Genomic DNA, 25,398 nt, shown 5'->3' with positions numbered 1-25,398 from the left:
GTGATTTAGTGGGCTGCCCATTGGATCGAATTCAAGTCGATCCCTTCCTTGAACATGTCCCACAGCGGCGACAGTTCGCGCAATTTGCCAACCTTGGCTTTCAGCAGGTTGACGGCGAAGTCGATCTCTTCTTCGGTCGTGAAGCGGCCGATGGTGAAGCGGATCGAGCTGTGCGCCAGTTCGTCGCTGCGGCCCAGGGCGCGCAGCACATACGATGGTTCCAGGCTGGCCGAGGTGCAGGCCGAACCGGACGATACGGCGATGTCCTTGACCGCCATGATCAGCGACTCGCCTTCGACATAGTTGAACGAGACGTTCAGGTTGTGCGGCACGCGCTGGTCCATGTCGCCGTTGATATAGACTTCTTCGATCTCGAGCAGGCCCTTGGCCAGGCGGTCGCGCAGCGCGCGAATACGCACCAGCTCACCGTCCATCTCTTCTTTCGCCAGGCGGAACGCCTCGCCCATGCCCACCAGCTGGTGGGTCGGCAGGGTGCCCGAACGCAGGCCGCGCTCGTGACCGCCGCCGTGCATCTGCGCTTCGAGGCGCACGCGCGGCTTGCGGCGCACGTACAGGGCGCCGACGCCCTTCGGGCCGTAGACCTTGTGCGCGGTGAAGGTCATCAGGTCGACCTTCGATTTTTCGAGGTCGATGACCACCTTGCCGACGGCTTGCGCGGCGTCGCAGTGGAAGATGATGCCTTTCGAGCGGCACAGCGCAGCCAGCTCTTCGATCGGCTGGACCACGCCGATCTCGTTATTGACCAGCATGACCGAGACCAGGATGGTATCCGGACGCAGGGCCGCCTGCAGCTGCTCGACGGTGATCAGGCCGTTGTCTTGCGGCTCGAGGTAGGTGGCGTCGAAGCCGACGCGCTCGAGTTCGCGTACGGTGTCGAGCACCGACTTGTGCTCGGTCTTGACCGTGATGATGTGCTTGCCCTTGGTCTTGTAGAACTGGGCCGCGCCCTTGAGCGCCAGGTTGTTGCTCTCGGTCGCGCCCGAGGTCCAGATGATCTCGCGCGGATCGGCGCCGACCATGTTCGCGACGTTCTGGCGCGCCTCTTCGACCGCCGCCTCAGCGCTCCAGCCGTAGGCGTGGCTGCGCGAGGCCGGGTTGCCGAACTGCTCGCGCAGGAACGGGATCATGGCATCCGCGACGCGTGGATCGACCGGCGTAGTGGCCGAATAATCCAGGTAGATCGGGAAATGGGGCGCAGTCGCGAAGCTCTGCTCGGTTTTCTTGTCCAAAGGCGCGTTCATCAATTCACTCCAGTAAGCTTCAGTTTGTTCCGACGGCGGCCGGGGCGCCACGGTGCACGTGCACGACGTTCTGTTCTTTTTGACGCTGCTGGTCGACCAGGTCTTGCAGCGACACCGAATCGAGGTAGTCGACCATTTTTTCGTTCAGCGTGGTCCACAATTCGTGGGTCATGCAGCGGGCGCCATCGGTATGGGCGCCATGGCAATTCTCTTTGCCACCGCACTGGGTCGCATCCAGCGGCTCGTCGACGGCGATGATGATGTCGGCCACCGTCACCTTGCCCGCCGGCCGTGCCAGGCTGTAGCCGCCACCCGGGCCGCGGATCGATTCGACGATCTCGTGGCGGCGCAGCTTGCCGAACAGCTGCTCCAGGTAGGACAGCGAAATGGCCTGGCGCTGGCTGATGCCCGACAGCGTGACCGGACCATTGCCTTGACGCATGGCAAGATCGATCATCGCGGTAACAGCAAAACGGCCTTTGGTGGTCAGACGCATTACAACCCCGGTTAATGTTAAAATATTCCTCTTGCCCAACTATCCCGTACTGCCGCCGACTTCTCTTGCGGGACCAGGCTAAAAACCCGATTAGTTGAACGATTTAGTCAAGTATAGCAAATCGCGGACATCTTGTCTTGGCGCCCCCCAAAATGGGCCACCCACCTTCTCCCCCTTTCGCCTGACTCCTGCGACGCCCGCCGTTATCGCTTGCGCAACAGCGCCATCGGGCCAAACAGCTGTTGCATACCCGCGTGTCCGATGAAGCTCAGGTTGTAGGGATGCTCGGCCAGCGCCTGCGGGAAGGCGGCCGTCTCGGGCAGCTTTTTCAGTTGTTCGGCGATCTTGCCCCACAGGACAAGGGTCGGTGGCTCGGGCCGCTCGCCCAGCGCCGCCAGCACCGTTTGCAGGAACGGCAACCAGGCGCGCGCATCGATGACCGGCGCGACGTGTTTACGGAACACTAACGCTGCGTTCAGCAGCAGGAAGCCGTGCCCGTGCAGATTGTCCTGCAGTTCAGCCAGGGTCTGGATCGCGCCATCGTCCCTGGCCGCCTGGGCGATCGGCGCCAGCGCTGCGCCGCCGGTCGCGTCAGGCTGCAACTGGCCGCTCGCCACCAGCAGCATTTTCATGAAATTACGCAGCGAGGTCGCGCGGTTGACCGGCTTCGACAGGCCGCTCTCGGACCATAACTCTCCTACCGCCCCATCCATGAAACAGACGCCGGTCGCGCTCGCGGCGCGCGGGTATGGGCCCTCGCCCACCAATACGTAGCGGACCTTGTCGAGTGGCTGGGCGAAGGCGGCGAACAGGCGATGTTCGGTAGGCAGGTAGTCGTCGACGGCCAGCGCCGGCAGGTAGCCGGGATTGGCGCGGGCGACGGCCTCGAGGCCGGCTACGAGGACGGGACGCCAGGAAGCGTCGGCCAGGTCGAGGGCTTGCAGGATCGGGGCGGGAATCTGGGAAGAAGGCTTGGAGGCGTCGGCGGAAGTCATGGCGTACCGGTAAAAAAGACGAGGCCGGATTGTATCCCGCCCCGTCGATCCGGTTCGCCAGCCTTCCGCTGGCTGTCGGTCAGCCCCGCGGCGTAGGGCGCGAGCGGCGGCGCGCCATCCAGCCCAGCATGCCGAGGCCGCCGAACATCAGCGCGACGCTCGACGGCTCCGGCACCTCGGCTACGCCAGCGCTGACCGAGATATTGTCGATCGCGACGTCGAAGTCGGTGAAGCCGTAGAACCAGCCGGGAACGAGGGTGGAGAACACCAGTTCGTCCACGCTCGACAGCACGTCGGCGAAGGTACGGCCGGGCGGGAGACCCGGCCCCTGGGCGTCATCCGTCGTACCGTAACCGCCCCAGCCGGCCGGCAGGGCCGCCATCGCGGTATCTTCGATCGTCACCGACAGGTGCTGCCAGCCGAGCGTGGCGTCGATGACGCCCAGGTCGAACCAGACGCTGGAGTAAGGCATGCCCTCCGGCGTATTGTCATAGTCGCGCAACTCGACGATCAGGTTGCGCGAGACCTGCTGGCCGACATAACTGATCGAATTGGCGATGATGTCCAGGCCGATGGTCACGCTGCCGAGCTTCGAGTAATCGCCCACGTAATTCTGGTTACGGTTGCTGAAACCGATGCCGAAATTTTCCATCACCGTGTGCAGCGCAGGGGCGCCATTGCCCAGGGTGGTGTCGATCCATGACCCACCTACGCCATTGGCAGGCTGCGAGCCTTCCCATCCCTGGGCGCCGTTGGAAAAGTCGACGAATGACGAGGCCGGTGCGGCCTTGACGGTGGTCGCCGCCAGAGAAAGCGCCAACACAAACATTAATTTATGCAAGGTCATGATCTTCCCTTATGAATATTTAAAAAAGGCGAATATCCACCCCTTCCAGCAAAAACCGGAATCGATTTACTGTGCACTGAATATATTCAGGGGGAATGGATAAGTGATTCTAGGGCCGTCATATTTACCGGTCTACGGCATCTCGACACTAAATTGTCATAATTATGTAGCAAATTTACTATTGGAAATTTAATTATTCTCAGTAGAAATCATTCCTGCGATCGAGAACCAGTTAATAAAGTTCGGACCGCATAATCGCCATCGTTTAGTAAAATTTCTCCGGCGTTTAGCGCGTTTATTAAATAATGAACGATCCCGGATATGGACCATCCGGAATATCACAACCGTTGTGCGCGGGGAGGCAAAACGTACAGCCTGCCCCGCTAATACTGTGTGCAGCGCCGGCTAACGTTCAGATTCTCGGAATGCTTCGCGATCTGCGTCGCGCCATACAGCCCAACAGACCGAGGCCGCCCGCCAAGAGCGCGTAGCTCGACGGCTCAGGCACCTCGGCCGCGGCGGCGAATGAAATATTGTCGATCGAAATGTCATAGAGCCCATACAGGAAACCCGTTCCAGGAACGATCGTCGTGAAGGCCACCTCGTCGATGCTGGACAGCACGTCTGCAAACGTCCGGCCTGAGGGCAGACCGCCGTCATTCGACGCACCGTATCCTCCCCAACCTGCGGGCAAAGTACTGGCGGCGGTATCCGCGATCGTCACCGACAGGTGTTGCCACCCGTTAGCGGCATCGATAACGCCCAGGTTGTACCAGACACTGGTATAGGGCTTGTCCGCAGGCGTGTTGTCATAGTCGCGCAGTTCTACAACTAGACTTCTCGGCAATTGCCCCCCGCCGGTGGTGATCGAATTGGCGACGACGTCCAGGCCGATACTCACGCTGCCGAGTTTTCGATAATCTCCAAGATAATGTTGATTAGTGCTATTCAAAAAACTGGCGCCAAAAAAATCGAGGCTGCTGCGCAACGCTGGCGCGTCACGACCCATGCTTGTATCCACCCAGGTTCTACCAGGCACGTTCTTCAAACCATCCCATCCCTGCGCACCTTGAGAAAAATCCACAGTCGATGTCACCGGCTCTGCCATCGCCAAACTACTCGCCAAGAAAAGCGTCGACGCATACATTATTTTATGCAAGTTCATGATTTCCCTTTATTAGATAGGTGGGAAAACAAGCTGATATGCCACCACCTTCCACACGCGATCGTGTGCAAGAAGCCGACAGGTGCACTACCCGGCTCTAAAGTGGCAAATCAATTCTAGGTCACTGGAATTATGGAATCCATGACATGAACAAGCTAATTTGTCGTTATTATGTAGAATTTTCTCGTTGAATAATAAGCATTCTTTAGAGAAAAATATATTAACGAGCAGGCCTATAAATAAATAATGCACAGCGACTCAATCGCTGTGCATTATCAGACCGCATCGACGACGTGATCGTATTGCAGCTATTCCGTATCCGGCTGGTGCGACGGATGCGCCGCCCTGAACGCCGGCAGCTCGACGCACAGCGAATTGATGCGGTCGATGTTCGGATAGGCCGAGACGTCGATATTGAAGCGCTGGGCATTGAAGACTTGCGGCACCAGGTAGCAGTCGGCGATGGTCGGATGGTCGCCGTGGCAGAACGGACCGGCGCCCGGATCGCGCGCCAGGTGCGCCTCGAGCGACTGGAAGCCCTCAATGATCCAGTGGCGGTACCACTCGGTCTTGGCCTGGTCCGACAGACCCATGTGCTTGACCAAGTAGTTCAGCACGCGCAGGTTGTTAATGGGATGAATGTCGCAGCCGATGATCTGGGCCAGCTCGCGCACCCTGCCCCTACCCGGCGCATCCTTCGGCAGCAGCGGCGGCTCGGGATGGATCTCTTCGAGGTATTCGATGATCGCCATCGATTGGGTCAGCGTGATGCGATCGTCCTGGAACGACGGCACCAGGCCGCTCGGATTGATCTTGCGGTAGTCGTCCTGCAGGTGCTGGCCGCCGTCCTTGAGCAGGTGCACCGGCACTGCATCGTAGGACATGCCCTTCAGCTTGAGCGCAATGCGCACCCGGTACGCGGCCGAGCTGCGAAAATAGGTGTAGAGCTTCATCGCTGCCTCACTTGGTGCTTCTCTTTATAAAGCATGACTTCCTGGTCGATCGCGCCGAAGACGCTGGCGCCGTCGGCATCGAGCATTTCGATGCGCACCGTGTCGCCGAATGCTAGGTACGGCGTCTTCGGCTTGCCCTGTTCGATGGTTTCGTACATGCGCACCTCGGCCAGGCAGCAGTAGCCGACCCCGCCGTTCTCGACGCTCGAACCGTGCAGGCTGCCCTGTTTGTTCGACACCGTGCCCGAACCGATGATGCTGCCCGCGCACAGCTCGCGGGTAGTAGCCGCATGCGCGACCAGCTGGGCAAAGCTGAAAGTCATGTCCTCGCCGGCATTCGGACGGCCGAAGGCGGCGCCGTTGAGCGTGACCAGCAGCGGCAGGTGCAGCTTGCTGTCGTGCCAGGCCTCGCCCAGCTCGTCCGGCGTGACGGCGACCGGCGAGAAGGCGCTGGCCGGCTTGGACTGGTAGAAACCGAAGCCCTTGGCCAGTTCGTTCGGGATCAGGTTGCGCAGCGAGACGTCGTTGACCAGCATGACGAGGCGGATCGCGCTTGCGGCGCGCTCCACGCTGGCGCCCATCGGCACGTCGCCCGTGACCACCGCCACCTCGGCCTCGAGGTCGATGCCCCAGTCCTCGGACAGGGCCGCGATCGGATCGCAGGGCCCGACGAAGGAATCGCCGCCGCCCTGGTACATCAGCGGATCGGTATAGAACGAAGCCGGCACTTCGGCATTGCGCGCCTTGCGCACCAGCTCGACGTGATTGATGTAGGCCGAGCCGTCGGCCCACTGGTAGGCGCGCGGCAGCGGCGAGTGGCATTCCTGCTCGATGAAGGATTCGGCGCCGTCGGCGTTGCCGTCGTTGAGCTGCTCGTAGACCTTTGCCAGGTGTGGCGCGACCGCATCCCAGTCGTCCAGCGCGGCTTGCATGGTGCGCGCGATCTCGGGCACGGCTTGGTACGTAACCAGGTCGCGGCTGACGACGACCAGGGCGCCGTCGCGGCCGCCGGATTTGAGGGTGGCGAGTTTCATGGGCATTTCCTTATTGCTGAGTAGCCACCATTACAAATCAAAAGCCACTATCATACAAACAGTATTTTCAACCCGATTTATCAGGTTTTCTTATGAATCCAACCCTGCGCCAGATGCGCGCCTTCGTCGCCCTTGCCAAGACCGGCAATTTCACCCTCGCGGCGCAGGCGATCCACGTGACGCAGTCGGCGCTGTCCGGGCTGATCAAGGAGCTGGAGCAGACCCTGGGGGCGCGCGTGGTGGACCGCAGCACGCGCCGCATCGTATTGACCGACATCGGTCGCGAACTGTTCCCCCTATTTAGCCAGATGATCGATGACCTGGACGGTGCGCTGGCTAACGTGGCCGATCACACGCAACTCAAGAAGGGGCTGGTGCGGATCGCGGCGCCGCAGCTGATGTCGTGCACCCTGTTGCCGCAGGCGATCGCCGCCTACCGGGCGGAACACCCGGCGATCGAGGTGCGCCTGGCCGATACCGAAGTGGAGGGCGTGATCGCGCGCGTCTTGTCGGGCGAGGCGGACGTGGGCATCGGCCCCGAGCGGGTGCCGGCGCCGCCGCTGGAGGCGCGCGAGCTGTTCGAGATGCCGTTCGCGCTGGTGTTTCCGGAGAATCACCCGCTGGCCTCGCTGCCGCGCCTGACCTGGCAGGACGTGGCAAATTTCCCCTTCATTTCGCTGCAGGGCCAATTCACCGAGCGGCTATTAGACGATATGCATGCGTCGCTGCGCGAGACGCCCATCAAACCGGCGCACGAGGTGACCTTCATGACCACGGCGCTGGCGATGGTCAGTGCCGGGCTCGGGGTAACGGTCTGCCTGCCGTACGCAGAGCCGCTGGTGAAGCTGCACGGCCTGGTGTTGCGTCCCCTCGATGAGCCGGTGCTGACCCGGCGCTTCTTTGTCTATACCCGCCCCGGCCGCTCGCTGTCGCCGGCGGCCGAGAGTTATATTAATTTCCTGTTTGGATATGTAAAACGGTCGCAACGCTGATTGCGCATGGCGCGCTACAATGAACAGCATCTGTCTTAGCCCTGACCTCACGATGTCACACAATACGATCGCGATCAACCAGCGGATGAACAAGTTCAACGGCCACAAGCGTGTCTGGCTGTTCGGTTACGGTTCACTGATCTTCAAGGCCGATTTCCCCTTCATCGACCGGCGCCCCGCCTATATCGGCGGCTGGTCGCGGCGCTTCTGGCAAGGCTCGCACGACCACCGCGGCACCGAGACGGCGCCGGGACGCGTCGTCACCCTGGTGCCCGACGCCGGCACGCTGTGCCACGGCATGGCCTATCTGGTGACGCCAGAAGAATTCGCGCACCTGGATCACCGCGAAAAGAATGGCTACCTGCGACTGGCGACCGAGATGCATTTCGACGACGGCAGCAGCGACGAGGGGATCGTCTACATCGCCACGCACGAGAACGAAGCCTATCTCGGCCCGGCCGACGAAGTCGACATCGCGCGCCAGATCGCCACGGCCCGCGGCCCGAGTGGGCCGAACAGCGAATACCTGCTGGGCCTGGCGCAAGCCTTGCGCGAACTCGGCAAGCCCGACCCGCATGTGTTCGCGCTCGAGCGGCACCTGGCCGATCTCAAGCTTACGCAGCTGCGCGCTTGAGCTGCCGGTCCTGCTCGATCGACGACAGGACTTCCATCACCTTCGCGGCGCGCTGTTCCAGCGTGCCCGTCAACACCGTGTAGTCGATGCCGCGCCGGTCGAGGTCTTCCAGCACCAGGCGCTGGATGTGCGCTCTCCAGTCGGCGTTCTCGCGCACGCCGGGTTCTTCTTCATACGGGATGTCGTCGGCGCACACGAAATGGTGCAGGTAGCGGGTGCGGCAATCGTCGGCATGGCGCAGCAGCGCGGGCGGCGCCGGCTCCGTGACCTGGCCGAAGCACAGGCCGAGCAGCAGCGTGGTGAGCGCATTGGTGTCGACGAAGACCCAGGGACCCGATGCCTGTTTCACCGCCTCGTCTTCGGCAGCGCGGTGGCGTTCCGAGATCTCGACGTAATCTTCGGCCGTCAGCCGGCCCTGCTTTTCTTCCCAGATGAAGCGGCCGATTTCGGGAACGAAGCCGGCGTCGAGACGCCGCGCCAGGTGCTGCGCCAATGTGGATTTGCCGGTCGATTCCGCGCCGACGAAGACGATCATGTCGACCAGCTGCTGTTGTACGCCCATCCGATTCACCTCTGTATCCTCAATCCAGCGCCCGCTGGCGCGACTCGGTGTCGACGCACAGGATGGCGACCGCCCCGACCAGCAACAAGCTGGAGAGCATCACCAGCGCCAGCGTGAAGTGCGTCGCCATCACCGGCGCCACGATCGCCGGCGCGAACAGGCCGCCAAAGCGCGCGACCGCGCCGGCCATGCCCATGCCGGTTGCGCGCAAGCGGGTCGGATAGACCTCGGGCGTGAACGCATACAGGGCGCCCCAGGTGCCGAGCAGGGCGAAACTCATCAAGAGCGTCGATCCTACCACCAGCGCGGTGGAACTGCCGAGGCTATAGCCAAGGCAGCCGACGGCGCTCAGCAACAGGAAGCCGACCAGGGTCGGCTTGCGGCCCCAGCGCTCGACACCATAGGCGGCCAGCGCGAAGCCCGGCAGCTGGACCAGCGCCAGCACGATCAAAAATTCCTGGCCGCGCATGAAGCCGAAGCCTTCGGCGCCCAGCTTGATCGGCAGGTAGACGAACACGCCGTAATAGGCGATCGAGATCAGGGCCCATGCCGCGAACAGCGAGACGCTGCGGCGGCGCAGGCCGTCCTGGAACAGCGAGAACAGCGACGTGACCTGCCTGCGTTCGGGCTGCAGCATCGGGATGTCGACATTGCGGCCATTGGTCCTGGCCACCCGCGCCAGCACCGCGCGCGCTTCTTCGGACTTGCCGCTACGGTGCAGGTACATGGGCGACTCGGGAATATAAAAACGCAGGACCACGCCGACCAGGGCCGGCAGGCCGGTGACGAAGAAGATCACGCGCCAGGCGTCGTCGCCCCACTGCACCGCCCATAGCGCCAGCACCGCCAGGCAGATCGTCCCCAGCGCCCAGAACGACTCGAGCAGCACCAGCCAGCGGCCGCGCCGGTCGCTGGGCAGGAATTCGGCCATCATCGTGTAGTCCACCGGCAGGGTCGCGCCGACGCCGACGCCGGTCAGGAAGCGCAGCGCCAGCAGCCAGGTGAAGTCGGGGGCGAAGGCTGACGCCACACCGAAGCAGGCGTCGATCAGCACCGCGATCAGGAGCACCGGGCGGCGGCCGATCCGGTCCGCCAGCCGGCCGAACACGAAGGCGCCGATCAGCATGCCGACGAAGAACAGCGTCCCCGTCTGCAGGGCTTGCGGCATGCTCAAGCCGAAGGTCCTGGCGATCGACGGCGCACTGAAACCGATCGACAGCACCTGCATGGCGTCGGCCAGCCAGACCAGCCCGAAGATCGTGAAAATGCGGTACTGGAAGCGGCCGACACCGGCGGTCTGCAGGCCCTGTTCCACCGTCACTGCGGCGGCGCCCTGCCCGGTGGAATTTGCGGGATGTCCGCTCTGCGCTGCAGGAACTGAGGTGGCCATAGCATGTAGAAAGGAGCAACAGACGGCATTGTACGCCGGAGGCCGCCAACGCACGCTCCCTCTCGCAACCTAAAACAGATCCAGTTGCCCCGCGTCTTTCGCATCCCGTTTCTGCGTTGACGGCACCACCAGCGGCCGCCTGAACTGCGAACGGTCGAGCCGCCCGAAGCGCCCGCGCAAATCCGAGAAACCGAGCCGCTCCGACGCCTTCTCGAAACGCTGCCGGATCAGGTCGGCCCACACGCCCTCGCCCTTCATGCGCGTCGCGAAATCGCTGTCGTAGTCCTTGCCGCCCCGCATCTCGCGGATGCGGTTCATCACCCGCTGCGCGCGATCCGGGAAGTGCGCCTGCAGCCATTCCTGGAACAAGGGATTGACCTCGTGCGGCAGGCGCAGCACCGTGTAGTGCGCGCCCACCGCGCCGGCGTCGCGCGCCGCTTCCAGGATGCGTTCGATCTCGGGCTCGGTCACGAATGGAATGATCGGCGCCACGCTCACGCTCACCGGGATACCGGCATCGGTGAGCGTGCGGATGGTGCGCAGCCGCCGCATCGGCGCCGCCGCGCGCGGTTCCAGCGTGCGCGAAATCTCCGCATCCAGCGTGGTCAGTGTGATGGCCGCGCACGCCAGCCCCTTCGCGGCCATCGGCGCCAGGATGTCGATATCGCGCTCGATCAATGACGACTTGGTGATCAGCCCGGCCGGATGGCGGCATTCGGACAGCACTTCGAGCACCGAACGCGTCAGCTTGCGCTCGCGTTCGCACGGCTGATAGGCGTCGGTGTTGACGCCGATGGCGATGTGCTCGGGCACGTAGCCGGGTTTCGCCAGCTCGCGCCGCAGCAGCTCGGGCGCGTTGACCTTGGCGAACAGGCGGCTCTCGAAGTCGAGCCCCGGCGACAGGCCGAGATAGCTGTGCGTCGGCCGCGCGAAGCAATAGATGCAGCCGTGCTCGCAGCCGCGATAAGGATTGAGCGAGACGCTGAACGGGATGTCCGGCGATGTATTGCGCGACAGGATGCTCTTGGCGGTCTCGTCAGTGACCACGGTCTTGAAGGCCGGCGCTTCATCCTCGTCGACCGCCCACCCGTCTTCGAAGCGCTCGCGCCCGTTGACCTCGTAGCGGCCTTGCAGGTTCGACACCGCCCCACGTCCCTTGCGCGCGAGCGGCGGCGGTGACGGCGCAAGGGCGACATGCCCGTCGTCGAAAGGTTCGCGCTGGAGTGGAAAATCGATGGTGCCCATAGTCGGCGCTCCAATACTGTATATTTGTACAGTATATTACGCCGCCCCCGTGCCAAATTCAAGCGCGCACGTACGATGCCTGTTGCGAAACGAACCCGTCGAAGGCCTCCAGCAACGCTCCGTACCGTCCGCCATCACCTTCGAGCTGGCCCAGCGCCTGCGCCGCCGCTTCCAGGCTCGACAGCTGATGCGGGGCATGCGCCTTGCGGATGCGGTAGTTGGACGGCGCCACGTCGCTCAGCGCCAGCCGCGGCAACTTCTGTAGCGCCGGATTCAGGTACAGCATCTTGCGGCTCTTGCGCCAGGTGGCGTCGAGAACGACCAGGCGCAGCATCGACGCTGGCAGCGAAGGAAGCGCCGGCGGCGGTGGCATATTCCGGTCATCGGGCGTCTGCGGATACAGCAGCACCGGCGTGCGTCCATCGGCGTGCAGCAGGCCCTCCAGCACCTCCGCATCGAACGCTTCGCCGACCGCCAGCTCACTGCCGGCCACGCTTAGGTGCAGCAATCTCCCGCTGTTCTTGGCATTACCGACTTCGAGCGGATGCAGCAGGACCAGCAAGCGGGCCTCCGGTTCCACGTGGGCGATCCAGTGGCAGATGCAGGTGGATTGCGCGCGCAGGCAGGTGGAGCATGTCGGGCGTTTCATGACAAGTCGGCGCTATCGGCGTATCGAGGGACTTGGGTTCCCGCCTTCGCGGGAACGACGAGATAGGTGGTCACTGCGCCGGCGTCCATCCACCACCCAGCGCTCGGTACAGGTCGACGTGCGCCGCCAGCAGGCTGGCGCGCAATTGCAGCGCATTGAGGTCGGCATTGAAGGCCGTGCGCTGGGCGTCGAGCTCCTCCAGATAGGAAGCGTAGCCATTGCGATAGCGGTTGGCCGCCACCCGCAGCACCTCGCCCGCCGCCCGGCGCCGCGCCTCGGCTTCCACCAGTTGCCGCTGCAAGCCGTCGATCGAGGCCAGCGCATTGTCCGTTTCGGCGAACGCCGTGCGCACCACCGATTCATAGGTATAGACCGCGCGGTCGCGTACCGTGCCCGCGATCTCGGCCTGGGCGCGCAGCCGGCCCGCGTCGAACAGCGGCGCCAGCACGCTGCCGCCGATGCTCCACAACTCGGTCGGATCGCGCAGCAGCTGCGACAGGCTGTGTCCTTGCGCGCCCAGCGAGGCCGTCAGGCGGATCGACGGCAGCAGCGCATCGCGCGCCACCGCCAGGCTGGCGTCGCTTGCCGCCACCAGGCGCTCGGCCTGGGCGATGTCGGGGCGCCGGCGCAGCAGTTCCGACGGCAGCCCCGGCGTCGGCCGCGGTTCATGCAATGCCTTCAGTTCCGCGTCCCGCGCCACCGGGCCGGGGCTGGCGCCGAGCAGCAGGTTCAGCGCCTGCTCCTGCAAAGCGATCTGGCGCTCCAGCTGGGGCACGGTGGCGGCGGTCGAGTGCAACTCGGCCTCGGCCTGCGACATCTCCAGGCGCGAGCTGTAGCCGACCTCGAACTGGTGGCGCGCCAGCTCGAACGAGCGCTCGCGCGATTCGAGCGTCGCGCGCGCCAGCGCCAGCTGAGCGTCCAGGCCAAGCAGGTTCAGGTAGCCGGACGCCGTATTCGCCGCCACCGCCAGCGCTGCGGCTTCCAACGCCGCCTCCTGCGACAGCGATTCGAAGCGCGCCGCCTCGACGCTGCCGGCGATGCGGCCAAACAGGTCGAGTTCATAACTGGCCTGCACCGCGCCGACCACCGAGGTGGTCTCGACCGGTTCGCCGAGCGGGCCGATGGCGCGCGAGCGCGTCGGCCCCAGCGACAGGTTCAATGCCGGCAGGCGCGCGCTGTCGGCCACGCGGATGCGCGCCTGGTATTCCTGCAAACGCGAGCGCGCGATCTTGAGGTCGCCGTTGCTGTCGAGCGCACGCCGCACCAGCGCGTCGAGCGCCGGATCGCCGAAGGCGCGCCACCAGTCACGGTCGATGGCGGCGCTGTCGCCGGCGCTGGCCGTGCGCCAGGCCGGAGGAACAGTCAGGGAAGATTCCGGCGCCGGCTGCGGCGCCATCGCGCAGGCCGACAGCAGCAGCGGCAGCGCCGCCAGGGCGAGCACGCGCCGGCTCACCGCGCGGCTCCGGCGTGCGCCGTATCGATCGTGGTCACCACCGACATGCCCGGCCGCAGGCGCTGCGCCAGCGGCTGGTTCGGATCGATGCTGATCCGCACCGGAATGCGTTGCGCGATCTTGACGAAGTTGCCGGTGGCGTTGTCTGGCGCGATCACCGAGAACTCCGAGCCGGTCGCCGGCGAGATGCGCTCGACGTGGCCGCGCAGCCGTGCGTTACCCAGGGCGTCGACGCTGAACGTCACCGGCTGGCCGACGGCCACGTTGGCCATCTGCGTTTCCTTCATATTGGCGATGACCCACATTGTGCTCGGCACCAGCGCCGTCAGCTGCGCGCCCGCGTTCACGTAGGCGCCCTGGCGCACCGTCACCTGCCCCAGCTGGCCGTCGCGCGGAGCGGTGATGCGGGTGTTGGCCATGTCGATCTCGGCCAGCTTCACGGTCGCTTCGGCATTGGCCACCGCCGCCTCGAGCGCGGCGCGATTGACGTCGACCGAGCGCAGGTTCTGGCGGGCGATCTCGATCGCGGCGCGCGACTGGTCGCGCGAGGCGCTGGCCTGGGCCTGCGTGGCGCGCGCGGCATCGAGTTCGCGCGCCGACAGCGAACCGTCGGCCGCCAGCTCTTCCACGCGGCGCAGGTCGGCCTGGGCGCGCCGTGACTGCGCCTCGTTCGACGCCAGCAGCGCCTGGTTCTGGACAATGGTGGCGCGCGCACTCGACTGGCTCTGGGCAAAGTTCGCAAGCGCCGCCTGGCGGTTGGCCAGTTCGGCGCGCGCCTGCGCCAGGCGCTGGGTGGGAATGCGCTCGTCGATGCGCATCAGGAGCTCGCCCTTCTTGACCATCTGGAAATCCTGCACCCGCACCTCGACCACGTAGCCGCTCAGTTGCGGGCTGATGATCGTCACCTGGCCGCGCACCAGCGCATTCTCGGTGCTCTGCAGGGTGCTGCGAAACGGCGGCAGGTTCCAGGCATACAGCACGATCAACACGCCGGCGATGGCGATGGCGCCGAACGCGAGTGCGCTCAGCAGGATGCGGCGGCGGGAACGGGAAGGCACGGTCGATGGTTCTGGCATATCAGTCGGTCACAGGGTCGGGTGGTGGTGGGGTTCCCGGCTTGGGCGCGGGGGTCGGCACGGCTTTCACCGCCGGGAAGTAATGCAGCCACACGGCATGCAGGAAGATCCAGGCCGCGCTCGCGGCGGCCAGCATGGCCAGCACCAGGAACACGTCGTTGTAGGCGAGGATATTTGCTTCGCGCGTGGCGACGCTCGACAACGATTGCAGGCTCTGGCGCGTCGCGGCCGCCGGGTCGGCCAGCAGGCGCCCGGCCGCGGCGGCGCCGGACTGGATGCGGCTGGCCACCAGCGGATCCAGGCTGGAGAGGCCCTCGACGATCAGCGAGGAATGGTATTTTTCGCGGATCACCTGGAAGGTGCCCACCAGGCTCGAACCGAGCAGGCTGCCCAGGTTTTGCGTCAGGCCGAACAGCACCGAGAAGCTGATCAGGTTTTGCGGATTGGGGATCACGGCCCCGAGCAGCGACACCACCAGGGGGCCGAGGAACAATGTGCCGCCAAAGGCGAGCAGGCTCTGGCTCAGGTACATCTGCTCGGGACGGGTCTGGTTGCTGGCATGGGCGTCGATCCAGGCGCCCAACGCCATGCACAAGAGCGCGATCACCTGGGGCGACACCAGGTGGTTGACGTTGATGGTCAGCGCCGACACCACGATCCCGGCCACCGTGGCGGCCAGCACGATCGCATACAGGGTTTGCAACTGGTCGTTGTCCAGGCCCACGGCGCGCAGGAAGCCGACCGCGCCGACGCTCTGCTCCGACAGCACGATGCGCACCAGCAGCATCGACAGCGCCAGGCGCGCGATATTGCCGCTGGCCAGCCAGCGCAGGTTCAATAGCGGATTGGCGCGGTTATGCTCGACGCATAGCGCCGCCGCCAGCAGCAGGATCGCGCCCGCCAGCGCCATCCCGATCCAGGCGCGTTCGAACCACCATTCCACGCGGCCGAAGCTGATCGCCGCGCACAGCAGCGCCATGCCGGGCGCGAACAGGGCGAAGGTGACGAAATCGGTGGGCCGGAAGGCCTTGATGTAGTCGCCCGACGGCAACTTGAGCAGCAGCACGGCGCCCAGCGACACCAGCGCCAGCCCCAGCTCGAACAGGTAGAGCCCGCGCCATTCGGCGATCTGCAGCAAGTCGTTGGAGAAGATGTAGGCCAGCGGCAGCGCCAGCTGGGCCGCGCCCATCGCCAGCGCCACCCCGCGCAGCCGCCACTCCTTCTTGAAGCCTTGCAGGATGTAATACAGGCCCAGCGGCGACACCGCCGCCGCCAGCATGCCGTGCGCGGCGCGCACCGCGATCGCCGAGGCGAGATCGTTGACGAACAGGTGGGCGAAGGTCACCAGCGCATACAGCACCAGGAAGATCTCCGTGAACAGGCGCAGGCCGAACTGTTGACGGAATTTCACCAGCAGCAGGTTCATCGAGGCATTGGCCATCACATAGGCGGCCGGCAGCCAGGTGGTTTCGGTGGAATAGGCGCCCAGCACACCCTGCAAGTGGACCAGGTTGACGGTGACCAGCGCATTGCCGAGACCGCCGGTAATGGTGATCAGGACGCCGACGAACAGGTAGGCGAAGCGCAGCGGAGTCGGGTGGGGCGGCGTCGACGGCGAGCCGGGCATCATCGGCCGCTCGTCGGGTGCCCACTCGCGCGGCGCATACTTGCTCATGCGTAATTTCCCTTGCTACTCACAGGGGGCGATGATACTCCTTCAGGGAAAAACGCGTCGGATGACACTTTCGCCACACACAAAAATATTCCTTCCGATCTGGTCAACCGGATATTGCTCTCAAGATTTACTCGTCCTAGACTCGGTTTATTCCGTGCGGAAATTGTTCCGTATGGCAGTAAATATGCACCGCGCATTTCCAGAGTCATCCATGTCGAGAACACTGTCCACCCTGATCTCCGCTTCGATTGCCGCGCTGGCCATGCTGCCCGCCGTGGCGCACTTGCAGGAATTGCCTGCCACTCCCGTCCCTGCCAGCACCGCGGCGCTCGATTACCACATGAACGAGCGCATCGTCCAGGTGCCGGCTGGCGACGGCGGCGTCACGCTCGAGACCACCGTGTTCCAGCCGAACGGCGCCGGTCCGTTTCCCCTGATCGTCATCAACCACGGCAAGGATTCCGGTCGCCCCGGCCTGCAGCCGCGCGACCGCTTCTATCACATGGCCAGCGCCTTCGTGAAGCGCGGCTATGCGGTGATGGTGCCGATGCGCCAGGGCTTTTCGAAGTCGGGCGGCCGCTACCGCGACCATGGCTGCGACATGACGGCCAACGGCTATACGCAGGCCGAAGACATCCGCTCGACCCTCGACTATGCGCGCAGCCAGCCCTGGGTCGATGGCGAGCGCATGGTGGTGGCCGGCCAGTCGTATGGCGGCCTGGCCACGATCGCCCTCGGCACCGAAAACCTGCCGGGCGTGCGTGGCCTGATCAATTTCGCCGGCGGCCTGCGCGACGACAGCGACCGCTGCGCCTGGCGCTCGCAGCTGGTGGCGGCCTTCGGCGAATACGGCGCCAAGGCCAAGCTGCCGAGCCTGTGGATGTATGGCCAGAACGACTCGCTGTTCGGGCCGGAACTGGCGGGCCGCATGCACGCGTCCTATCTCCAGGCCGGCGGCCGCGGCCGTCTGGTCGAGTTCCCCTCGTTCAAGCGCGATGCCCATGGGATGCTGGCCAGCCGCGACGGCGAGAAGGTGTGGTTGGCAGATACGGAACGCTTTTTGAAAGAGATCGGCATGCCGACTGCGGTCGTGGTCGACGTCGCGGCCCCGCCGAGCCAGCCGCGTACCGATTTCGCCAGTGTCGACGCCGTCGACGCCGTGCCCTTCCTGTCCGAGCACGGCCGCCGCGCCTACCGCGAATATCTGACCAAGATGACGCCGCGCGCCTTTGCCGTGTCGCCGAGCGGCGGCTGGACCTGGGCCGAGGAAGGCGAAGACCCGGAAGGCCGCGCGCTGGCCACCTGCTCAGCTAAAAGCCGCGACCCGTGCCGCCTGTACTCGGTCGACGACTACGTGGTGTGGACCGATAGCCGCCTGGAGCAAGCCGAGAAGGCGGCGGCGACCGCATCGACCGCGCCGCTGCCGGGCGCCACGCCGGCGACGGCGGTCTCGGAGCCGACCACCTCGGTCGGCAGCACCACGGTGCGCTGATCGCATAAGTAATCATCGGGAGTAATACATGCAGGGAATATGACGCGGCGTTGTCAAGCGGCATGCGCATGTTTCCTTGCGTGAAGTTTAATTCCTTCGCCGCGGGTCGACGCAGCGCAAACCCGACCGTCGTCCTACCTCCGACAATGTGCTTGACGCATTTAACGGAGAAGCCAGATGGTTCGGTTCTATCGCGCCTGCGCCGCCCTGTTGACGGCGCTGGGCATCCTTGCCGCTCCGGCCTGCAGCGCGGCGAATAACTATCCCGTCATCCTCGTCCACGGCTTCCTCGGCTTCGGGCCCGAGGAATTCCAGCACAGCGGTTTCAACTACTGGGGCGGCTACGGCGACATCGCCTCGCAGATGCAGATCTACCGCGGTCCGCGCGCCGTGTTCGCCGCGGCGGTCGGGCCGATCTCGTCCAACTGGGACCGCGCCGCCGACCTGTATGCCCAGATCAAGGGCGGCTGCGTCGACTATGGCAAGGCCCATGTGCGCGACCACGGCTTGCCCGGTCAGGTACAAAAGCCCCCCGGCAAATGTTGGGCCGCCGATCCGCGCAATAATCCGCAAGACTATCCGCTGGCCCTGTATCCGGCCTGGGACCAGGACCACCCGATCCACTTTATCGGACACAGCCAGGGCGGCACCACGATCCGGGCGCTGATCGAACTGCTGGAACATGGCTCGCCCCAGGACGAAGGCGACGGCGAACTGTTCAAGGGCGGCAAGGTCGGCTGGATCCGCAGCGCGACCACGATCTCGGCGCCGCACAACGGCACCACCCTGACCGATGCCGTGTTCAACATCCTGCCCGGCATCCGCCTGCCGCTGCGCGACGTGCTCGGACACCGGGTAGCGGGCTGGGAACTGGCGCCGGACGGCGCGCGCGAATTTAACTTGTGGGCGCGCACCTCGCCGCACATCTATTATTTTTCGGTCGGCACGGTGGCCACCGAAGGCGGCGCCTGGTGCTGCAACGGTACCGACCGCGTCGTCGCCCCGGTCCAGACCACCTTGTTCCAGTATGCGCGCGCCGACATGATCCCCTATTTCAAATCCTCCGCCGGCGAGTGGATCGTGCCCTCGGTGGCGCAGCGCGGCATGGGCAGCTATACCCTCGACCTGCCCAACCGGGTGCGCATCGACAGCGACTGGTTCTCGAACGACGGCGTGGTCAACACGATCAGCATGCGCTCGCCGGGCGGCCACCCGGCGCGCGACTACGACGGCACCGCCGTGCGCGGCGCCTGGAACTTCCTGGGCAACTACAAGGGCTACGACCACTTCGACATCCTGAACTGGCCCAACCAGGGACCGTCGGCCGACAAGCTCTATGAACAGGTCAGCGACATCATTTTTGCGCTGTAAGATGATCGATGCGCATGATCTGCACCCGGTCGGGCTGGTCGACCAGCATGCAGGGCTTGCCGCTGCGCTTGCAGTGGTCCTGCACGCGCCAGTAGTCGCCATGGCTCAGGCAACCGGTCTGGCAGATCACCAGATCGGCCGCCAGCAGGCTCGCTTCCAGCTCGACTGGCAAAGCCTCGTCCGCCCGCGAAGCATGTTCGGCCAGCTCGCGCGAATGCAGCTGGCGCATCAGTGTGTGCACCCGCGCCTGCAGGGATTCGATCTGGCGGCCCATGGCGGCGCGCCGCTCCAGGCCAGGCGCAGCCTTTTCGAGCGCTGCGCGGTCCTCGCGCTCCCAGGCCAGCGCGGTGAGGCTGCGCATCGCCGCCACGCGCGAGCGCATCAGCTGTGCATCGAGGCCGCGAATGCGCTCGGCCTGCTCGCGTAACAGCACAGTGCAGCGCGCCTGAACCTGAGCATGGGCCCGCAGCAGCGCGCCATGCTCGCATAGCAGTCGATCGACGTCCTGTTCGGCCAGCATGGCATCCCCTTTCGAAGGGTGACGCAAGGTGCGCCACAGCCGCCATCTTAAATGAGAATTATTCTCATTTCAATGAAGACCCTTCGGCAACCATGGACTCACAGACAAAGGCGCTGTCATCGTTACCTGTTGATGGCCCCGAATGCGATACGCAGCAGTTGCTCGACAGATCTAACTCGCCCGCCATCGAGCGCCCAATGCCAGCCCAGGTAGTTGGGTAACCAGCGTGACGCCACGCCATGGAAGCGCGCCAGCCATTCCTTGAAACGCCGGTGATAGGCATTCACATTCTGAACGTGGATTGCGCCCCCAGCGCAATTGCGGATGCGTTCGCCAGCACTGAGATTGACGGCCTGGTGGGCGACGCCTTGGGCACGGGCGAAGGCGGGATAGGTGGCGTTGGCATCGGTGACCAGCAGCGCCTGGGGATCGAGTTTTGGCAGCAAGTGCCTGACCAGCTGGGCCACCTTCAAGGCGCCGCGTCCGGTGACGGCGTCGATGGTTTGTCCGCTACGGTCGCGCGCCACCAGGATGCAGTCGAGGTGGTGCGAGATGCCGCGCAGGGCGGCCCTGCCGCCACGCTTGCGCGGCTGGCGATCGAGCTTGCGTGAACCCTTCTGCGATTCGAGCAGGAACGTTTCGTCGGCCTCGACGGTGCCGACCAGGCGCTCGGGCCGGTCGTCCTTGACCCGGTCGAGAAAGCGATGGCGCCAGCGAAACGTGGTGTTGGGGTGCACGCCGACACGCTTGGCCGCAGAGCGGACTGTGCGTGAATCGAGCACCGTGTCGAGATAATCGAGCCACTTGCCCTTGTGCCTGAGCCGCGCCAGCGGCGTTCCCGTCAGGTCGTTGAAGGTGCGGCCGCACGCGCAGCAGCGAAAGCGTTGCAGGTCATTGGCATGGCCGTGCCGGTGACAACGCTCGCAGGCGCAATCGGGGCAGCGCCGTCCCTTTGACCGGATCTCGCCGATGAGGGCGACCACCCGGTCGAGCCCGGCTGCCGGATGCAGGGCGGCAAGCACCTGCTGACGCTGCGGCTGGTTCAGTTGAGGCAGCTGGGCGAACAGCTTCTCGAACTTCGGCGCTTTCATGGTGCGCTCCCGATCGATGATGACCAGGATTGGACCGCGGATCAGCTCAGCAGTTCAATGCTCATCCATATCTAACGATGACAGCGCCCAGACAAAAGGCGTCGATCAATGCGCGCTGCGCAGGCTCCGGGCCAGGTCCGACAGCCGGTACGGCTTGCTGACGAAGGCGAACTCCCCCAGCCGCGAGCGGTCGAGCTTCAATGCCGGTTGCGGGTAGCCTGAGGCCAGCATCACCTTCACGTTCGGGTAGTGGTTGCGCGTATAGGCCGCCAGCTCGATGCCGTTCATCCCGTTCGGCATCACCACGTCGGTGAACAGGATATCGACGTCGCGGCTGGCCAGCAGGTTCAGGGCGTCGTTGCCGCTGGCGGCGGTCATCACGTCATAGCCCATGCTCAGAAACAGCGAGGACGCGACGTCCAGCAGGTCGGGTTCGTCCTCGACGATCAGCACGGTCTCGGTCTCGATCTCGGCCAGGTCGTGCGCGTGCGAAGTCACGGCCGGCAGCCAGATGACAATGCTGGTGCCCTCGCCCACCGTGCTCTCGATGGTCACCTCGCCGCCCGACTGCTTGATGAAGCCATACACCTGCGACAGCCCCAGGCCCGTGCCCTTGCCGACTTCCTTGGTGGTGAAGAACGGTTCGAAGGCGCGCGCGATGGTCTCGGGCGCCATGCCGGTGCCGGTATCGCTCACGCTCAGGCGCACATACGAGCCGGCCGCCAGCGCCGCGTGCTCGCCCTGCGCCAGCGCCACGCCCGCGGTCTCGACCACGATGCGCCCGCCGCCCGGCATGGCGTCGCGCGCGTTGACCACAAGATTGAGCACCGCCGACTCAAGGCGCGCGGCGTCGATCACGGCGTTCGGCGCCTTGGGGTCGAGCTTGAGCACGAAATCGATCGACGAGTTGGCGGCGCGCCGCAACACCGATTCGAAGCCGCTGATGATGCGGTTGACGTTGCGCGTTTCAGGTTCCAGCGGCTGCTGGCGCGCGAAGGCCAGCAGTTGCTGGGTGAGCGTGGCGCCGCGGTCGATCGCGCGCCGCATGCTGTCGAGCGTCTTGGCGTCGCCGCCCGGACTGCGCTGCATGCTCAGGATCTCGAGGCCGCTCGAGATCACCGACAACAGGTTGTTGAAGTCGTGCGCGATGCCGCCGGTGAGCTGGCCGATCGATTCCATCTTCTGGGCCTGGAACAGCGCCGCCTGCGCTTTGTCGAGCGCCTCGGCCGCCGCCTTCTTCTCGGTCAGGTCGCGCGTGATCTTGGCATAGCCCAGCAGGCGCCCATCGTCGCCGCGGATGGCGTCGATCACGACATTGGCCCAGAACCGGGTGCCGTCCTTGCGCACGCGCCAGCCCTCGGCCTCGTAGCGGCCGACGTCGCCGGCCGTCGTCAGCGCGCGCGCCGGCAAGCCGCGCAGCCGGTCTTCGTCGGTATAGAACAGCGAGAAGTGATGGCCGACGATGTCGTCCTGGCTGTAGCCCTTGATGCGCTGGGCGCCCAGGTTCCAGTTCGACACCACGCCCTCGGGCGTGAGCATGTAGAGCGCGTAGTCTGTCACGCCCTGCACCAGCAGGCGGAAGCGCTGCTCGCTCTCGCGCAGCAAGTCCGCGGCCTGCTTCTTGTCGGTGACGTCGCGCGTGATCTTGGCGTAGCCGATCAGCTCACCCCGGTCGTCGCGGATCGGATCGATCACCACATGCGCCCAGAAGCGGCCGCCGTCCTTGCGCACGCGCCAGCCTTCTGATTCGTAGCGGCCGTGCTCGAGCGCTTCGGCCAGCGCCTGCGCCGGCAGGCCGGTGGCGCGGTCCTCCGGCGTATAGAAACGGGAGAAATGCTGCTGCAGGATCTCGTGCTCGACGTAGCCCTTGAAACGCTGGGCGCCGGCATTCCAGCTGGTGACGTATCCTTGCGGATCGAGCATATAGATCGCGTAGTCGCTGATGCCGGCGATCAGGTACTGGAAGCGTTGCTCGTCGGTAAGCGTCTGCTTGACGGGTAGAGAAGTGTCCATGGGGCGATACCGCGTCCTTGTCTACGGAGTCAAAAAAGTAGCCCATCATACATCTGCTTTAACTGACCACGCCATACGACATTGCGTACGTGCGCGCCGATAACCAGTTATCAGGACAGATAGCCACAATGACAATGCAGTGGCACATCGGATGTTGAAAAACATTCTATATAGAATGAGATACCAGCTTTTCACGTTACAATGGGCCTTGTTCCCTGCTCGTTAAAAAGCGGCTCATGATCCAGGCATCTCCCGAACAACTCGACATCACCGGCTGCGATCGCGAACCCATCCGCACGCCGGGCAGCATCCAGCCGCATGGGTTCATGCTGACGCTGTCGCCTGCGCTCGAGGTGCTGCAGGCCAGCGCCAATCTCGCCGAGTGGGCCGGCGTCGACGCCGGCGCCGTGATCGGCCGGCCGCTGGCCGCGGCGATCGGAGAAGCTGCCGTCTCCCAACTGGCCCAGGAACTGGGCAGCGGCACGCTGGGCCAGCGCCCGGCCTACCTTGGCACCGTCACGACCGTCAACGGCCAGCATTTCGACGTGCTGGCGCACGCCTGGGACGGCCTGGTGATCGCCGAATTCGAATCGGTCATGCGCGCGCAGCCGGCCGATTTCCGCCACCTGTACCCCTTGATCACCGACTTTCTGGCGCGCGTGGGCGACCATGCCTCCATTCCCGCCCTGACAGACCTGGCCGCGCACCACGTGCGTTCGGTAACCGGCTACGGCCGCGTCATGGTCTACCAGTTCGACCCCGCCGGCCATGGCCGCGTGGTGGCCGAGTCAAAGGCGGACGATTACGACTCGTATCTTGGCCAGTCGTTCCCGGCCAGCGATATCCCGGCCCAGGCACGCGCGCTGTACACGCTCTCGCCGATCCGTGTGATCCAGGACGCCAACTACGAGGCCGCCCCGCTGGTCCCGGACGTCAATCCGGCCACTAGAGCGCGCAACGACCTGTCCTTCGCCGCCCTGCGCAGCGTCTCTCCGGTTCACCTGCAATACATGCGCAATATGGGCACGCTGGCCTCGATGTCGGTGTCGCTGATCGTCAAGGGCAAGCTGTGGGGGCTGATCTCGTGCCATAACGCCATGCCGTGCCAGGTGTCGGTCGAGAAACGTACCGCCTGCGAGCAACTGGGCCAGATCCTGGCGCTGTGCATCGAGTCGCGCGAAGATGCGCGCGAACTGCAGTTCCGCCTCGACGTGCGCCGCATCATGGTCGAGATGCTGGGCCGCCTGACCAAGGGTTCCGACTTCATCGACAACCTGTCCGGCGTGTTCCCCGAACTGCTGCGCTTCGCGCGCGCCGGCGGCGTGGCGATCGTGGTGGACGACCGCATACTGACGTATGGCGACACGCCGAATGACAAGGCGATCCGTTCGTTGGCAACCTGGCTCACCGTGAATGGTCACGAGGTATTCCATACCAATCAGCTGGCCGGCGTGTATCCGCCGGCGCGGGACCTGACGCGCAATGCCAGCGGCCTGCTGGCGCTGCCGATCTCGCGCATCCACCAGCACTACCTGCTGTGGTTCCGCCCCGAGCTGGTACAGACCGTGGAATGGGCCGGCAACCCGTATGAAAAACAGGCGGCCGCGAACGCGCCGACCAGCCTGTCGCCGCGCCAGAGCTTCGCCGCCTGGCGCGAAACCATCCACGGCCACAGCCTTCCGTGGCATGCCGCCGAGATCGAGCTGACCACCGAGTTTCGCAGTGCGCTGCTGGGCATCGCGCTCGAGCGCGCCGAACAGATGGCCGAACTGGCTGAAGAACTGGGCCGCGCCAACAAGGAGCTCGAGGCGTTTTCATATTCGGTATCGCACGACCTGCGTGCGCCGCTGCGCCACATTGCAGGCTTTTCGGACCTCTTGATCGAATCGGCCGGCAGCGAAGACGTGGCGATGCGCCAGCGCTTTTTAAAGAACATCAAGGAGTCGGCGCGCCTGGCCGGCAAGCTGGTCGACGACCTGCTGTCGTTCTCGCAGATGGGCCGCGCCGCCCTGCGCCCGACCAGCATCGACATGACCGACCTGGTGTCGGGCTGCATCGACAAACTGGCCCTGGACATCGGCCAGCGCAAGGTCGACTGGCATATCGAAGGCATGCCGGTCGTTTGCGCCGACCCGGCCTTCCTGCACCTGGCGATGTACAACCTGCTGTCGAACGCGGTCAAGTTCACGCGCGAGCGCGAACAGGCCGTGATCCGGATCACCTGCGACGAGACCGCGGACGATTTCGTATTCCACGTGGCCGACAATGGCGCTGGCTTCAACCCCGACTACGTGCACAAGCTGTTCGGCGTCTTCCAGCGCCTGCACCGGATGGAAGACTTCCAGGGTACCGGCATTGGCCTTGCCAATGTGCGCCGCATCATCGAGCGCCATAACGGCCGCGTATGGGCCGATTCGACATTAGGCGAAGGGGCGACGTTCTCCTTCACCCTTCCAAAACAACCCATCAATCCGTAGACCGTA

The 25,398-nt window shown here is 64.7% G+C and carries 22 protein-coding genes; 5 read left to right on the top strand and 17 right to left on the bottom strand.

Features of this window, described 5'->3' with window-relative positions; translation table 11 throughout:
* Positions 1-5 precede the first annotated feature (5 nt).
* The 7 genes from AC3A6F_RS06305 to AC3A6F_RS06275 form a co-directional block, all read right to left on the bottom strand.
* Positions 6-1,262, bottom strand: a complete 1,257-nt coding sequence (locus AC3A6F_RS06305; protein WP_487679104.1) for an IscS subfamily cysteine desulfurase — start codon at positions 1,260-1,262, stop codon at positions 6-8.
* A 19-nt stretch (positions 1,263-1,281) separates the two neighbouring features.
* A complete protein-coding gene (gene iscR / locus AC3A6F_RS06300; protein ID WP_109347015.1) occupies positions 1,282-1,758 on the bottom strand; it encodes a Fe-S cluster assembly transcriptional regulator IscR in 477 nt (158 codons plus the stop codon).
* A 203-nt stretch (positions 1,759-1,961) separates the two neighbouring features.
* A complete protein-coding gene (locus AC3A6F_RS06295; protein ID WP_487679103.1) occupies positions 1,962-2,753 on the bottom strand; it encodes a uracil-DNA glycosylase family protein in 792 nt (263 codons plus the stop codon).
* 79 nt (positions 2,754-2,832) lie between these two features.
* Positions 2,833-3,582: a PEP-CTERM sorting domain-containing protein gene (locus tag AC3A6F_RS06290; RefSeq protein WP_487679102.1), complete on the bottom strand. Its 750-nt coding sequence runs from the start codon at positions 3,580-3,582 to the stop codon at positions 2,833-2,835.
* A 430-nt stretch (positions 3,583-4,012) separates the two neighbouring features.
* Positions 4,013-4,765 carry a PEP-CTERM sorting domain-containing protein gene (locus tag AC3A6F_RS06285; protein ID WP_487679101.1) on the bottom strand — a complete coding sequence of 251 codons (753 nt, stop codon included), beginning with the start codon at positions 4,763-4,765 and terminating at the stop codon, positions 4,013-4,015.
* A gap of 308 nt (positions 4,766-5,073) precedes the next feature.
* The gene (gene maiA, locus AC3A6F_RS06280; RefSeq protein ID WP_320475764.1) at positions 5,074-5,718 is read right to left on the bottom strand and encodes a maleylacetoacetate isomerase; all 645 of its coding nucleotides are present in this window, start codon (positions 5,716-5,718) and stop codon (positions 5,074-5,076) included.
* Positions 5,715-6,752 (bottom strand): fumarylacetoacetate hydrolase family protein, encoded by a 1,038-nt coding sequence (locus AC3A6F_RS06275; RefSeq protein ID WP_487679100.1) that lies wholly within the window; start codon positions 6,750-6,752, stop codon positions 5,715-5,717. The genes maiA and AC3A6F_RS06275 overlap by 4 nt, the downstream gene beginning before the upstream one ends.
* Positions 6,753-6,844: 92 nt before the next feature.
* On the opposite strand from AC3A6F_RS06275, the gene AC3A6F_RS06270 reads away from it, so the two are divergent.
* Both AC3A6F_RS06270 and AC3A6F_RS06265 read left to right on the top strand, forming a co-directional pair.
* Entirely contained in the window at positions 6,845-7,744 is a 900-nt protein-coding gene (locus tag AC3A6F_RS06270; protein ID WP_487679099.1) for a LysR family transcriptional regulator, read from the top strand.
* A 52-nt stretch (positions 7,745-7,796) separates the two neighbouring features.
* Complete coding sequence (locus AC3A6F_RS06265) at positions 7,797-8,378, top strand: gamma-glutamylcyclotransferase (protein ID WP_487679098.1); 582 nt, start codon at positions 7,797-7,799, stop codon at positions 8,376-8,378.
* Here the strand turns inward: AC3A6F_RS06265 and AC3A6F_RS06260 are convergent.
* The 7 genes from AC3A6F_RS06260 to AC3A6F_RS06230 all read right to left on the bottom strand — a co-directional run bounded on the left by AC3A6F_RS06260 (position 8,359) and on the right by AC3A6F_RS06230 (position 16,428).
* Entirely contained in the window at positions 8,359-8,940 is a 582-nt protein-coding gene (locus AC3A6F_RS06260) for an AAA family ATPase (protein ID WP_487679097.1), read from the bottom strand. The genes AC3A6F_RS06265 and AC3A6F_RS06260 overlap by 20 nt on opposite strands.
* 19 nt (positions 8,941-8,959) lie before the next feature.
* The gene (locus AC3A6F_RS06255; RefSeq protein WP_487679096.1) at positions 8,960-10,330 is read right to left on the bottom strand and encodes an MFS transporter; all 1,371 of its coding nucleotides are present in this window, start codon (positions 10,328-10,330) and stop codon (positions 8,960-8,962) included.
* A gap of 69 nt (positions 10,331-10,399) precedes the next feature.
* Complete coding sequence (locus tag AC3A6F_RS06250) at positions 10,400-11,575, bottom strand: PA0069 family radical SAM protein (RefSeq protein ID WP_487679095.1); 1,176 nt, start codon at positions 11,573-11,575, stop codon at positions 10,400-10,402.
* Between the two features lie 58 nt (positions 11,576-11,633).
* Positions 11,634-12,224, bottom strand: coding sequence for a tRNA-uridine aminocarboxypropyltransferase (locus AC3A6F_RS06245; RefSeq protein ID WP_487679094.1), 591 nt, complete (start codon positions 12,222-12,224; stop codon positions 11,634-11,636).
* Between the two features lie 70 nt (positions 12,225-12,294).
* Positions 12,295-13,677, bottom strand: a complete 1,383-nt coding sequence (locus AC3A6F_RS06240) for an efflux transporter outer membrane subunit (protein WP_487679093.1) — start codon at positions 13,675-13,677, stop codon at positions 12,295-12,297.
* Positions 13,674-14,735, bottom strand: a complete 1,062-nt coding sequence (locus tag AC3A6F_RS06235; RefSeq protein WP_487679092.1) for an HlyD family secretion protein — start codon at positions 14,733-14,735, stop codon at positions 13,674-13,676. Before AC3A6F_RS06235 ends, AC3A6F_RS06240 begins: the two co-directional genes overlap by 4 nt.
* A 19-nt stretch (positions 14,736-14,754) precedes the next feature.
* Positions 14,755-16,428, bottom strand: a complete 1,674-nt coding sequence (locus AC3A6F_RS06230; protein WP_487679091.1) for an MFS transporter — start codon at positions 16,426-16,428, stop codon at positions 14,755-14,757.
* Between the two features lie 211 nt (positions 16,429-16,639).
* On the opposite strand from AC3A6F_RS06230, the gene AC3A6F_RS06225 reads away from it, so the two are divergent.
* The gene (locus AC3A6F_RS06225; protein ID WP_487679090.1) at positions 16,640-17,920 is read left to right on the top strand and encodes a dienelactone hydrolase family protein; all 1,281 of its coding nucleotides are present in this window, start codon (positions 16,640-16,642) and stop codon (positions 17,918-17,920) included.
* 177 nt (positions 17,921-18,097) lie between these two features.
* Positions 18,098-19,291 carry an esterase/lipase family protein gene (locus AC3A6F_RS06220; protein WP_487679088.1) on the top strand — a complete coding sequence of 398 codons (1,194 nt, stop codon included), beginning with the start codon at positions 18,098-18,100 and terminating at the stop codon, positions 19,289-19,291.
* On the opposite strand, the gene AC3A6F_RS06215 is transcribed toward AC3A6F_RS06220, so the two are convergent.
* The 3 genes from AC3A6F_RS06215 to AC3A6F_RS06205 all read right to left on the bottom strand — a co-directional run bounded on the left by AC3A6F_RS06215 (position 19,275) and on the right by AC3A6F_RS06205 (position 22,915).
* Positions 19,275-19,811 (bottom strand): DUF2325 domain-containing protein, encoded by a 537-nt coding sequence (locus AC3A6F_RS06215; protein WP_487679087.1) that lies wholly within the window; start codon positions 19,809-19,811, stop codon positions 19,275-19,277. The two genes, AC3A6F_RS06220 and AC3A6F_RS06215, sit on opposite strands and share 17 nt — an antisense overlap.
* Positions 19,812-19,933: 122 nt before the next feature.
* Positions 19,934-20,902: an IS1595 family transposase gene (locus tag AC3A6F_RS06210; protein WP_487679086.1), complete on the bottom strand. Its 969-nt coding sequence runs from the start codon at positions 20,900-20,902 to the stop codon at positions 19,934-19,936.
* A gap of 105 nt (positions 20,903-21,007) precedes the next feature.
* A complete protein-coding gene (locus AC3A6F_RS06205) occupies positions 21,008-22,915 on the bottom strand; it encodes a hybrid sensor histidine kinase/response regulator (protein ID WP_487679085.1) in 1,908 nt (635 codons plus the stop codon).
* 236 nt (positions 22,916-23,151) lie between these two features.
* Here AC3A6F_RS06205 and AC3A6F_RS06200 point away from each other — a divergent pair, with 236 nt between their 5' ends.
* A complete protein-coding gene (locus tag AC3A6F_RS06200) occupies positions 23,152-25,392 on the top strand; it encodes an ATP-binding protein (protein ID WP_487679083.1) in 2,241 nt (746 codons plus the stop codon).
* The last annotated feature ends 6 nt before the right edge of the window (positions 25,393-25,398 follow it).

It is taken from the genome of Massilia sp. Soil_C_3 (assembly GCF_057657035.1).
The sequence above is the reverse complement of the archived record's forward strand: the minus strand, read 5'-3'. Positions and strand labels throughout refer to the sequence as shown.